This is a genomic window from Anaerobiospirillum thomasii (genome assembly GCF_900445255.1).
GTDB lineage: Bacteria > Pseudomonadota > Gammaproteobacteria > Enterobacterales > Succinivibrionaceae > Anaerobiospirillum_A > Anaerobiospirillum_A thomasii.
Window position 1 is genome coordinate 1,108,951 of sequence record NZ_UAPU01000007.1, and the last position, 13,388, is coordinate 1,122,338.

A 13,388-nucleotide genomic window follows, 5' to 3' on the forward strand; every position below is an offset into this window, starting at 1 on the left:
AGCATAGGCAGCTGTTGCTACCTCGAGGTAGTAACAGCACCAACACCTCGATTAAAGAGACAGGCCAGCTCCTCTCGGCTTAGAGTGAATACTGCTTTGCCATTTTCTATTCTGACCATAGGATATTTGGCCCTGTCCTCATCGAGTGCTGCCTCAAGCATCATCATCTGCCCCTGTCTGTAGTGCAGAGCTCTAAGGGCATTGCCATGTCTGTTGCGAAATATGACATAGCAGTCTTTATCCCTTATATTGATGCCAAGCAGAGCTGATGAATATGAGCTTAAAGATCTCATCCTCATACGCCAGTCTACAGGCGCAGAGCAATAATATATTTCCCCAGTTTCAAAAAATCTCATTTCAGTAACCCTCCGGTGCGCATCATAGTTACCACGTCACAAAAAAGTGAGGCTCCATCTTTATTTTTAATCCTAAAATCAAAAGATCCTATGCTTATCTCAAGAGATGCATCTGCTGTACTCTTATTAGTGCCTAGAGGGGCAGATTTAGAATCGCAGCATGCAATATAGCCATCCGATCCTGAACTCTCAGATGTAGCTGTAGTAATAACTGGCAGCCTGTTTTTTGGTTTCTTTATCATGTAGCTGTTAAAGTCTGAGTTATCTATAACAGTTACAGCCTGCGCCTTATTAATCTCATCCATATCTACTCCAAGATAAATACTAATGTACTCTTTTATAGCCTGCTCAAACTCTACAGGTCCTAGCAGACCTGCATACACAGCATCAGTTGTTTTAATAATGAACTCCTCATGCCTGTAATAGAGTTTATCCATCCAGGTTGGAGCCTTACCTACAGTGAAGAGCTTTTGATCTCTTAGATAGTTATAGAAACGGACTCTGACTATACGTTGCTTATTTCTCATGCATGAGACGCAGTACTCTATAAAGCGATGAAGAATAAAATATAGACAGTCTGGTCTTTTGCTGGTAGAACATCTGGTTTTAATTGTCATAAGTAACCCTCGCTTAATTATGTGCTTATAGTCTGCACCAATCAGCTTGGGTATTAAATAGAAGTTATAGGAAGGGAAAAGATCCTGAGTGGTGCACAGGATCAAAGCAAGATAAAAATTTGTTTATAGGGTAGAGACAATTTACACATCAATTTTTAGCCTTAAAACATGTATAATTGACGCGTAATTTCAAATGGGGGTATTTATGTTATTAGATGATCCAGCCTTACGTGCTTTAAAACAGAAATTTGATAGTGAAAAAGTTAAAAAAGAAGGTATTGTTAAAAGCACTGACAGGGGCTTTGGCTTTTTAGAAACCTCTGACAGAGAATCATTTTTTATAACCCCTAATAACATGCGATCCTTAATGCATGGCGATAAGATCTCTGCTGTGATTGAGACTGATGACAAAGGAAAAAGTCAGGCTGTACCTGAAAAACTTGTTGAGCCTGTACTAAAGCGCTTTGTGGGCAGAGCCTCATTCAATCAGGGCAAAATGTATGTAACTGTAGATAGCCCTACCATCAAGAATTTTATTGTATGTGAAGATAAAAGAAAGAATAAGAATCAGAAGATTGAACATGGCGACTGGCTTATATGTTCTTTAACCTCTCATGCCATGGAGAAAAAAGGCTTTAAGGCTATAGTCAAAGAATTTATAACCACAGCTGATGATCCAAAAGCCCCATGGACTGTATCACTGCGCCGTCTTGATCTGCCTTTATATGCCCCAGAGTCCGACAAGGAATTTACATTCAATGCCAATGAGCTTGAAAGAGAAGATTTAACCGCATTACCTTTTGTCACCATAGACAGTGAAAAAACTCTGGATATGGATGATGCTCTGTATATTCAAAAGGATGGCGATAACTTTATTCTTTATGTTGCCATTGCCGACCCTACTGCCTATATTGCAGAGGATAGTGAGCTTGATAAGGAATCAGCCAGACGCGCCTTCTCCATTTACCTGCCAGGCAGAGATATTCCTATGCTGCCGCGTGCTTTGAGTGAGGATCTGTGCTCACTTAAATACAATGAGGTACGCGCCGCTATTGTGGCCAAGATTCCAGTTACAGCAGATGGCACCATAGAGTGTGAAAAAACTGTATTCTCTCTTGCCAATATCAAGTCCCAGGGCAAGCTTATTTATAACTACGTTTCTGACTATATAGAAAATGGTGACAGCAGCAGATTCAATCCAGATCCTACCATCAAGGCTGTTCTTGATAATCTTATTGAATTTACCAAAGCCAGAGACAGCTACAGAAGTACCCACTGTGCTACCTTTAAAAACAGACCTGATTATGACTTTGTGCTGACAGAGGATGGAGCTCTTGATCATATCGAGGTTAATACCCGTCGTATTGCCAATCAGATTGTTGAGGAGAGTATGATTACTGCCAATATTGCAGCAGGAACCATACTGGCACAAACCCTAGGCTCTGGTATCTTTAATATCCACAAGGGTTTTGATTTTTCATATAAGAAGGAGATTGCAGAGTTACTTGAGCAGGAGCATGTACCTGATCTGACACTGCAGGATCTTGAGACCATTGAGGGCTTCTCAGCTCTACGCCGTTTTGCCATGGAGCACAACAACAACTACCTAGACGGCAGAATCAGACGTCTGCAGGAGTACTCTCAGATATCCAACAAACCAGGTCCGCACTTTGCCCTTGGCACACAGTTCTATGCCACCTGGACCTCTCCTATCAGAAAATATGGAGACATGATTAACCATCGTCTCATCAAATCTATTTTATTAAAATCAGAGCATCCAAAAATGCCTGATGAGGATACTTTATCTTCAATGAATATGGCCCGTCGCCTCAACCGTTCAGCTGAGCGTGATGTTAAAGACTGGCTGTATGTTGACTATCTGTACAATGACTTTAAAAACGGTACTGCCTTTAAAGCTGAAGTTATTGATATTATGAGATCAGGTGTCAGAGCTACACTTATAGACAATGGTGCCTTTATCTTTATTCCTGCCTCAACCTTTGCCACAGCCAAGGATGATGTAGAGTTCAAGAGTGCCATAGGCGTCATTACAGCTCATGGCAATGTAGCTTTAAAACTAGGCGATACTATTGATATTAAAATCATTGATATCAACAAGGCTACACGCTCTATAGTAGGTGCACCTTTAGTAGGTCTGCAGGGTGTTGTTCTTCCGGATCCTACACAAAATGGCCGATAAAAAAATAAGCTATAAAGAGAATTATCTGATTATGTTTGGGCACATGGCCGATGACATGTGCCAGGGCGCCCTGCCTGCCATATTGACCTTTATGTATCAGGAGGGCAAATTAAATTCATATGCAGATATAGCCTATCTTATTACAGCCACCACTATCATAAATGCTATAGCTCAGCCTATAACTGGCTATCTGTCTGATAAAAAGCCACGCCCATATATTATGACTGTAGGTATGCTTATTGCTGCCTTAGGTATTATGTTCCTTGGCTTTATGGACAGCATGCTCTTTATGATTATTGCCGTAGCTGTAAACGGTCTTGGTGTGGCTATATTCCACCCAAGTGCCGGCAAGCTGGCCAATGTCTTTGCCGGTAAAAATGTAGGCAAGGGCATGAGTATCTTCTCTGTAGGTGGCAATATAGGTTATGCCATTGGTCCTGTCTACTTTACTCTGTTCTATTCATTTATGGGTCTGTCTGCCTCGGTCATGATTATGCTGCCTGCTGCCATTATGGCCATCATCTTCTCCATGAGATCACGCAGGTATAATGTCTACTCAAGAAAGGCAGAGATAAGACGCATCAATAAAATTAAAAGCGGAGATGCCAAGGAGAATTATGCAGGCACCTTTATTTTGCTTCTGCTCGTCTTTGCTAGATCTGCTGCCATGTTCTCTCTTACAACATTTTTACCGCTGTACTTTATCAGCATACTTGATGTATCTGATAAAATCTCAACCATATCTGTAACCATCTTTGCTATGGCCGGCGCTATTGCTACCTTCTTTGGCGGTCCTCTTGCAGATCGTTTTGGCTTTACACAGATTGTAAGAGTGAGCTCTTTTTTAGCTATACCTTTTGCTTTTATCTTTATCTACACACACAATATCTATGCAGCCCTGCTTATGCTTATACCTCTGTCAGTATTCTATTATGCAGGTATGTCCCCTATTGTGGTTATAGGACAAAAGCTTCTGTGCAATCATGTGGGCATGGCCACAGGTCTGACTATAGGTCTTGGTATTTCCTTTGGTGGCCTTATAGCCCCGGTTATAGGCTCAATTGGTGATAACTATGGCATATGGTATGCAATGCTTACTGTAGCCTTTATTCTGGTTATAGCAGCCCTGACTTCACTTTTAGTGCCTGTTGTAAATCAGAGGCAGACTAAAGCCTCATAGATATCTCTGATAAAAATACGGTGATTTACATATCACCGTTTTTTTTGCCTAAGATACAAAAGACAATACAGACAAAAAGAGCAGCATGATTGCTGCCCTTTTTTAATCCTTATTGATTATTTGTAATTGATACCGCTCTTTATAAGCAGAGCATCAACCTTAGGTTTTCTGCCTCTGAAGGCTGTAAATGAAACCATAGGATCTTCAGCACCGCCCGAGGCCATAATATGATCTCTAAAGGCAAGTCCTGTCTCCTTGTTGAAGATTCCGTCCTCTTCAAAACGGCCAAAAGCATCGGCAGCTAATACCTCAGCCCACTTATAGCTGTAATAGCCTGCAGCATATCCACCTGCAAAGATATGATTGAAGCTGTTTGGGAATCTTGAGTTGTCATAACGAGGAGTTACCTGATATTTTGAGACAACATCATTTAGAATTTCATAGACATGGGACTTTCCATCATCTTTGTATTCAAAATGAATTCTAAAGTCAAACAGCGCAAAAGTCAGCTGACGCAACATAGATAAGGCAGAATGGAAGTTCTTAGCCTTGATAAGTGACTCAAGTTTATCCTTTGGCAGTGGCTCATGAGTTGTACTATGGGATGAAAGGAATGATAAAACCTCCTCTTCCCAGGCAAAGTTTTCATTGAACTGACTTGGCAGCTCCACAGCATCCCAAGGCACACCGTTGATACCTGAAACATCTGCAATATCAATGCGGGTTAAAAGCTGATTTAAGCCATGACCAAACTCATGGAATAGTGTAACCACCTCATCATGTGTCAGCTGTGACTGACGGCCATTGATAGGAGGAGTGAAATTGCACACCAGATAGGCAACAGGCAGCTGCAGAGCACCATCCATACGATAGCGGCGGCTCTGACACTCATCCATCCAGGCGCCACCTCTTTTACCTGATCTTGCATATAAATCAAGATAGAAAGTACCAATCTTGGAGCCAAATTCATCATAGACATCATAGCACTCTACATCCTCATGCCATGTATCTACACCAAAGCGGTTTCTAAAGCTTATCGAATATACTCTCTGAGCACACTCAAACAGGCCGTGAATAACTTTGTCCACAGGGAAATAAGGACGCAGCTCTTCGGCATTGTAGGCATACTCTTTTTGTCTTAACTTCTCTGAGTAATAGGCAACATCCCAAGGCTCAAGCTTATCCACGCCATTTTCTTTGGCAAAGCACTCAAGAGCCTCAATTTCTTTCCTACCCTGAGCTAAAGACTTATCGGCAAGATCGGTTAAAAAGTCTATAACCTCTTCAGGCTCCTTTGCCATCTTGGTAGCTAAAGACAGATGGGCATAGCTCTTAAAACCTAAAATCTGTGCCTCTTCCTGACGCAGCTTTAAGATCTCATCAATAATTGAGGTATTGTCAAACTTGTTAGCACTAGGGCCTAACTCTGAGGCTCTGGTATTATAGGCCTCATACATCTCCTGTCTTAATGCTCTGTTATCGGCATAGGTTAAAAGAGGCAGATAGGATGGCATCTCAAGGGTAAATACATAACCTTCAAGATCGCGCTTTTTAGCTTCACTAGATGCAAGATTCAGCACCCCCTGAGGTAAGCCCTCAAGTTCATTTTTATCGCTGACATGCTTTATATAATCATAGGTGGCATCGAGCACATTGTTGGCAAACTTAGACTGCAGCAGTGACAGCTTTTGAGAGATTTCACCAAATCTCTTTTGGGCCTTTTCCTCAAGCCCCACACCGGTGAGCACAAAGTCACGTATGCTGTTTTCTACTGACTTTCTCTGTGCCTTGGTCATAAGTCCAAAGGCATCTGAATTTTTAATTTTGACCATTACATCATAAAGAGGCCTGTACTGACCTACAAAGGTTGAATAGTCAGAGATCATAGGCAGACATTCTTCATAGGCTGCTCGTAACTCATCTGTATTCATGACACTGTTTAAATGGGAAACTACAGACCATATTTTAGAAAAGCGATCATCAGCCTCCTCTATAGGTGCTATGACATTATCCCATGTAGGATTATCCTGATTCTTATCCACTGTGCTAATAACTGTATTCTTGCAGTTTTCAATGGCAGCGCTGACGGCCTCTTTTATATGCTCAGGCTTAACCTGTGAAAAAGATGGCAGACCTGTTATTTTATTTAAAGGATTTTGCATAAGACACTCTTTATTCTGTTTAATATATACTGCATTTATAATAACAAAAAAAACTTTGATTTTTCATAGCACATGCGATCTTCACAGTCAGTCATGTTACAATCTGACCTTTATTCACGCAAATATACGCATTATTTATAACTATATGATCTTAAATAAAATTATATACTTAAGATAAATTCTAAATACTTTTAAAGATTAAAACTTGCGTATATAATGCCTCAAAACAACATTTATTTTTTTATATATGACTGAACAAATAGAAACTGATAACTATGCAGAGAGACTGTCTCTTTTAATCGACTCCATGCATCAGAAAAAACTTGATGCACTGATTTTAAATCATGATGATGAATATCTCTCTCACGATCTGACTGATGACTGTCAGCGCATAGCATATCTGACAGGATTTACAGGCTCAGCCGGTATTGTCTGCATTGTCAATACACAAAAAGACAGCAATATAGTAAAAGAGCCTATCACTCTTAAAAACCTGCAGGATAATGACATTACCATACAGGGTAAGGCTGCAGTATTTGTTGACGGCCGCTATCAGGTTCAGGTCACCAAGCAGGTCGATACTCAAATATATGACACCATTAATATCAAAGAACTTGATATTGCTACATATTTAGGTGCGATACTGCCTAAAAATGCCATTGTTGGTATAGATACCAACTGCATTAACTACAAAAGCTTTTTAAAGATCCAAAAAAGCCTTAACGAGCATGATCTGACTTTAGCCAAGATAAACGGCAATCTTGTCGATCTGATCTGGGAGGACAGACCGCAGAGAGTTATTTCCAAAGTACAAATCTACCCTGATGAGTACAATGGCATGCCAAGTCTTCACAAAAGACAGAATCTGGCCCGTGAAATAAGACGTCTTGGTCTTGATGCCACCATTATCACCTCACCTGAGAGTATATGCTGGCTGCTTAACATTAGAGGCCGCGACAGAAAAAATCTGCCTGTTATCAACTGCCGTCTTGTAGCCTATTCCAATGAGGCTCTTGAGTGGTATATAGATGAGGATCATCTTGATGACAATATACAAGGTGAGCTTGAAAACCACTTTGGACATGTGGATATATTCCCAGAGAGCAGATTTGATGATGTGCTTGAAAGATTATGCTCCTCAAGCTGTACTGTATATATAGATCCAGCCTCAACCACTGCCCATATGATGTTAAAGCTTTTAGAAGGCGGTGCCAATGTGGTTGAAGGTCTTGGACTGTGTGAACTGCCAAAGGCCTGTAAAAACCCTATTGAAATTGCAGGAGAGCACAAAGCCCATATCAAAGACGGCATAGCCATGTGCCGCTTTTTAGCCTGGCTTGATGAAATTACCGCTCTTGACAACCACATAGATATTGAAAGCTATAAACGCCGTGTAGGTGATATCAATGAAGAGGAGCTATCTGACAGAGCCGAGGGTTTTAGAAAGGTAGAAGGTGACTACCTTGAGCCATCATTTGATACTATATCAGCCATAGGTGCCAATGGTGCCATGTGTCACTACAATCATGCCGAGGCATCTGAGATCAAATATCTTGGAGATGATGCAACCTATCTTATAGATTCAGGCGCCCACTATCTTGAGGGTACAACCGATATTACAAGAACAGTACAGGTAGGCCCTGAGGTCAGTGATGAATTCAAACAGATGTACACAACTGTGCTAAAGTGCCATATTGCTCTTAGCACCACCATCTTCCCCAAGGGCACATCAGGATTGCAGCTTGATGCCATAGCAAGACGCCCGCTGTGGGATCTTGGTCTTGATTATGATCATGGCACAGGACATGGTGTAGGCCATTTATTATGTGTACATGAAGGACCGCAGGTTATATCATCCAAGCAGTCTACAGTACCTCTTGAGGCAGGTATGGTGGTCTCTATTGAGCCTGGCTTTTACAAGGAAGGCGAATACGGTATTCGTCTTGAGAATCTTGTAGCTGTTGAGCAGTGCAATATTCCAGGCTTTACTGATATGCTGTGTTTTGCCCCGCTGACGCTGGTACCTTTTGACTCAAGGCTAATTGTGCGTGAAATGCTCATGGCCAAAGAAAGAGAGTGGCTTAACAACTATCATCAGCGAGTATATACCATGATAAAAACAGCAGGTACCACTATGTCAGACATAGAGATAACCTGGCTCTCTGAGGCATGTAAGGCCATATAGGCTACATACTTTAATAAATATACATTAAATCAGGCATTAAATATGTTTTTTAAAAAGGCTCTTCCAAATTCGTTATACAGTCAAACAAGACTTATGCAGCTTCCAAGACTTGCTGTAAAGGCCAGAGATTATGATGTTTTAGAAAAGCCTAGTCATTTTCATGAGCGACTTTTAGAGCTTATTAAAAATGCACAGAATCGCATTTTAATGACCATACTGTATCTGCAAGACGATGCTACAGGTCAGGAAATCATAAATGCCCTGTATGAGGCACAAAAGAGAAATCCTAAACTGCATATCAGAATCTATGTGGACTTTCACAGAGCTCAGCGTGGACTTATAGGTAAAGGTCCACAGTCTGGCAACTGTGAGCTTTACTATAGAATGGCTGAAAATATAAATCATCCTCCTGCAATTTACGGCATTCCTGTTAAAAGACGTGAAATCTTTGGCGTCATGCATGCCAAGGGCATGGTCTTTGATGATACCGTAATTTATACAGGAGCCTCGATTAATGATGTTTACCTTGGGGCTAAAGGCCGCTACCGCCTTGATCGTTATCATGAGATAAGATCACAGAGTCTTGCTGATGCCATGTGCACCTATGCAACAGCGGCTTTTCATATCAATTTTGCCGTACAGGATTTTTCACAGGGCAAAGTTAAAAATGCCAAGGATATAAGAGATGAAATACGTCAGCTGCGCCGTCATCTGACTAAAACACAGTATGTTATCAAAGATCAGAAAATTAAAAAGGATGAAATAGGCATTACTCCTTTGGCCGGTCTTGGCAAACGCAACAATGCCCTGAACCGCTCTATCTTGTGGCTGATATCAGCTGCAAGACATGAGGCCTTTATCTGTACTCCCTATTTTAATCCTCCAAAGATTGTACTAAAAGCTATTGAGGATGCACTTGATCGTGGTATAAACATTACCCTTGTAGTTGGTGATAAAACTGCCAATGACTTTTTCATACATGAAAATGAGCCATTTTCTGTTGTAGGAGCTGTTCCTTATATCTATGAACAGAATATAAGAGAATTTGTCGGAAGGTATGAAGATAAAATTGCCTCAGGTCAGCTTAAGGTGCATATCTGGAAAGACGGCATCAATACCTATCACCTCAAAGGTATTTACATTGATAGAAACTACGCTATTATTACAGGAAACAATTTAAATCCTCGCGCCTGGGCTCTTGATCTGGAAAACGGTTTGATTCTCTACGATCCTCATCATCTGATGCAGGAAAAATTCAGTCACGAAAAGCAGTTTATATTAAAGCATACACATACTATCAGCAAAGCAAGTGATTTTGAGTCTGAAGAGCAATACCCAGAGCAGGTTAAAAAAGTTTTAAATAAGGTTAAACGCTTTAGAGCGTCTCTCATCATAAAACAACTTTTATAGTTCGTATGAGCTGGACTACAAGGCTATATATTTATACTTTCTGCATACTGTTTACTGCATCAAGTTATACAATGATTGTACCTTTTTTGCCGCTGTATCTGCTGGAATTAGGTGCAAACTCTGACAATGTTACACTGTGGAGCTCTATAATTTTTGCCATAAGCTTTTTTATAGGCGGCACCATGGCTCCGGTGTGGGGTAAGCTCTCTGATATACATGGCAAAAAGTCTATGGCTATCAGATCATCTGTGATGCTGACTCTAGCCTACAGTGCAGGCAGTATTGTAACATCCCCTCTGCAGCTGTTCTTTATGCGTGTGCTGCAGGGTTTTGCCAACGGCTATCTGCCAACAGTACTATCTATTGTCTCCTCAATGTCCCCGCCTGACAAGCTTGGCAAATCACTAAGCTATATACAGTCAGCCAATCTTATAGGTACAGTAGGTGGACCTCTTATAGGGGGAATATTAGCCTCCATCACAAGTCTGCGTATGACCTTTGTCATCGCCGGATGCTTTTTACTTTTAGTCTCAATAATCACTATTATCATGCCAGATGACAAGCAGGAGATAAAAGACAGCATCCACAATAGCTCTATCTTTGAGGATATTGGCTATGCCTTTAAGACCAAGGAGATCTCAGAGCTTTTAATCATTACCTTTATCTTCTCTGTGGTAATGCTGGCCATACAGTCCATACTGCCTTTATTCATAACCTCGCTTCAGGGTCATGAGGGCAAGGTTGTGCTCTACTCTGGCATTATCTGCTCACTTCCATCGTGTGTGGGCGCCTTTACCTCGCCTGTATGGGGACAGATGGGACAGCGCAAAGGATTTTTTATGACGCTGTGTTTAAGCAGTGTCGGAGCCGGAGTGTTTTTATTTTTACAGGGCATGATTGATGAAATAAGCTCGATGATGATTCTTGCCTGTTGCATGGGTATTTTTATTTGTGGCATTATTCCATCTGTAAACGCATCTTTAAGTATCGTAACTAAACCTGACTTTAGAGGACGAGGCTTTGGTATTCTAACCATGGCAGGACAATATGGCTGTATGCTAGGTCCCTTGCTTGCCTATGTCACCAGTTATTTAAAAGATCTCAACACTATGTTTTTTATTTCAGGTTTAACTCTTATAGCCATTGGCTTTTATGCTCTGATAAGACACAGACAGACTTATATAAATAGGCGGATATAATGGCAGGTTCAGATATTCAGTATCAGACAACACCACTTACCAATTTAAAAGGTGTGGGTCCCAAGTTTGCTCTTAAATTTAACAACTTGAACCTATACACAATCTATGACCTTATTTTCAATATGCCCTATCGCTATGAAGATAGAACCGTTATTACACAGATTGCAGATATCAAAGAGGAAAGACACTCTGTACAGCTTTTATGTACTGTAGAGGGCATAAATAACATGGCAGCCTCACGCGCCAAGATTCTAAAGGTCAATGTCAAAGACGACAGTGGACGTATAGATCTTATTTTTTTCAATACCTATATGTCCTTTATGCAGAACTTCACCCGCGGCAAAAAACTGCTTATATTAGGTCAGGCCAAATATGATATGTATGGCAAACTTAATATCATGCACCCTGAGATTGAATTTTTACAGCATAATGAAGATATCAATCTGTCAAAGACACTGACTCCTGTATATCATCTGACAGATAAGCTGCCTCAGAAGATTATGCGCAAATGTCAGAGTGAGGCTTTGAACCTGCTTAAACTACAGCCTTTTGAAGAGCTTCTGCCCAAACCTTTAAATCCTTTTGATTTAGACATCAATCAGGCTCTGCAGCTGTGCCATAATCCATATCCTAATGATAATCATGAACCTTTTATTCTTGAGCTTGAACCTTTCTTTAAAAGACTGTGCTATGAGGAGCTTATAGCCTATCAGCTCATGCTGCTCTCTTTTAGAGAAAAGCTAGATGCCAAAGAGGCTCCTCAATTTAATCTCAATCATAAGCTCAATGACAGCCTGCTTGACTCTTTACCATTTAAACCTACACACGCTCAGATACGGGTTTTTGATGAAATCATGCAGGATATCTCACAGAGCAGACCTATGCATAGACTTGTGCATGGCGATGTAGGATCTGGTAAAACTTTAGTTGCCATAATGGTGGCACTGCAGATAGCCATAAATGGTGCGCAGGTAGCCCTGCTTGCTCCTACCGAGCTTCTGGCTATGCAGCACTTTTTTAAATTCAATGAGATTCTGCAGGCATTTAATATACCTATAGCCATTTTGCATTCATCACAAAGTGCCAGGGAGCGCAGCCATGCTTTAAACCTGATTAGATCTGGTGAGGCCAGAATTATTATAGGCACACATTCTTTATATCAGAGCGATGTAATTTATAACAATCTTGCCTGTGTTATCATTGATGAGCAGCATCGTTTTGGCATAGATCAAAGACTGTCTTTAATGAACAAGGCTCCTGAGGGTTTGGCAGCCCATCTGCTGATTATGACAGCAACACCTATACCACGTACTCTGCAGCTGGCTTTATACTCTGATCTTGATGTCTCAACCATAGATGAACTGCCACCAAACCGTACCCCTGTAATAACCACTACACTGCAGGACACAAGGCGCTCTGAGCTTGTAGAGCGTGTACGTCTGCTCCTTGATAAGGGTGTACAGGTTTACTGGGTCTGTCCTGCCATTGATGAGAATGAAAACAGCGACTGTGTTTCCGTTAATGAAATCTACAACTATCTGCAAAAACAGATTCCAGATTATCGCGTCGGCCTGCTGCACGGCAAGATGAATAATTTGCAAAAACGCACAATTATGAATGAATTCATCAATGGAAATATTTCTATTTTAGTAGCAACAACTATAATTGAGGTAGGTGTGGATGTACCTAATGCCTCAGTAATGATTATAGAATCATCGCAGCGCATGGGTCTTGCTCAGCTGCATCAGTTAAGAGGACGTGTTGGACGTGGCAGCAAGCAGTCTTACTGTATTTTAGTCTACAGCAGTGAGGCTATGACCGAGATAGGATCATCACGTCTTAGTGTAATGAAGAGCACTAACAATGGTTTTGAGATAGCCACGGAGGATCTTAAATTAAGAGGTCCTGGTGAGGTTATAGGCAATGCGCAGTCTGGTTTTAATACCTTTAAGGTTGCAGATGTCTCCCGTGACAATGAGCTGATTAACGGCTCACGCGATGCAGCCATGAAAATCATTAAAGACGAGACATTATCTAACAAACTAAAACAGCGCTGGTTCCCTCAGGTCTGAGCTTAAG

At 41.1% G+C, this 13,388-nt stretch carries 9 protein-coding genes; 6 read left to right on the top strand and 3 right to left on the bottom strand.

The window, feature by feature from the left end; genetic code table 11:
• Positions 1-17: 17 nt before the first annotated feature.
• Together tnpB and DRZ93_RS12115 are read right to left on the bottom strand one after the other, a co-directional pair.
• Positions 18-356 carry an IS66 family insertion sequence element accessory protein TnpB gene (gene tnpB / locus DRZ93_RS12110; RefSeq protein WP_113744302.1) on the bottom strand — a complete coding sequence of 113 codons (339 nt, stop codon included), beginning with the start codon at positions 354-356 and terminating at the stop codon, positions 18-20.
• Entirely contained in the window at positions 353-973 is a 621-nt protein-coding gene (locus DRZ93_RS12115; protein WP_113744016.1) for a hypothetical protein, read from the bottom strand. Before DRZ93_RS12115 ends, tnpB begins: the two co-directional genes overlap by 4 nt.
• Before the next feature lie 205 nt (positions 974-1,178).
• On the opposite strand from DRZ93_RS12115, the gene DRZ93_RS12120 reads away from it, so the two are divergent.
• Both DRZ93_RS12120 and DRZ93_RS12125 read left to right on the top strand, forming a co-directional pair.
• Positions 1,179-3,173: an exoribonuclease II gene (locus DRZ93_RS12120; RefSeq protein WP_113743396.1), complete on the top strand. Its 1,995-nt coding sequence runs from the start codon at positions 1,179-1,181 to the stop codon at positions 3,171-3,173.
• On the top strand, positions 3,163-4,353 hold the full coding sequence (locus DRZ93_RS12125; protein ID WP_113743395.1) for an MFS transporter: 1,191 nt from the start codon (positions 3,163-3,165) through the stop codon (positions 4,351-4,353). The genes DRZ93_RS12120 and DRZ93_RS12125 overlap by 11 nt, the downstream gene beginning before the upstream one ends.
• Before the next feature lie 116 nt (positions 4,354-4,469).
• On the opposite strand, the gene prlC is transcribed toward DRZ93_RS12125, so the two are convergent.
• A complete protein-coding gene (gene prlC, locus DRZ93_RS12130) occupies positions 4,470-6,515 on the bottom strand; it encodes an oligopeptidase A (protein ID WP_113743394.1) in 2,046 nt (681 codons plus the stop codon).
• Positions 6,516-6,762: 247 nt separating this feature from the next.
• Between prlC and DRZ93_RS12135 the strand changes: the two genes are divergently transcribed.
• From DRZ93_RS12135 to recG, 4 genes are read left to right on the top strand one after another with little or no spacing between them, the layout of a single operon-like run.
• Positions 6,763-8,700 (top strand): aminopeptidase P family protein, encoded by a 1,938-nt coding sequence (locus DRZ93_RS12135; RefSeq protein WP_113743393.1) that lies wholly within the window; start codon positions 6,763-6,765, stop codon positions 8,698-8,700.
• A gap of 42 nt (positions 8,701-8,742) precedes the next feature.
• Positions 8,743-10,110: a CDP-diacylglycerol--serine O-phosphatidyltransferase gene (gene pssA / locus DRZ93_RS12140; protein ID WP_113743392.1), complete on the top strand. Its 1,368-nt coding sequence runs from the start codon at positions 8,743-8,745 to the stop codon at positions 10,108-10,110.
• A gap of 5 nt (positions 10,111-10,115) precedes the next feature.
• Positions 10,116-11,309, top strand: a complete 1,194-nt coding sequence (locus DRZ93_RS12145) for an MFS transporter (protein ID WP_113746690.1) — start codon at positions 10,116-10,118, stop codon at positions 11,307-11,309.
• Positions 11,309-13,381: an ATP-dependent DNA helicase RecG gene (recG, locus tag DRZ93_RS12150; protein ID WP_113746691.1), complete on the top strand. Its 2,073-nt coding sequence runs from the start codon at positions 11,309-11,311 to the stop codon at positions 13,379-13,381. The genes DRZ93_RS12145 and recG overlap by 1 nt, the downstream gene beginning before the upstream one ends.
• Positions 13,382-13,388: the final 7 nt, after the last annotated feature.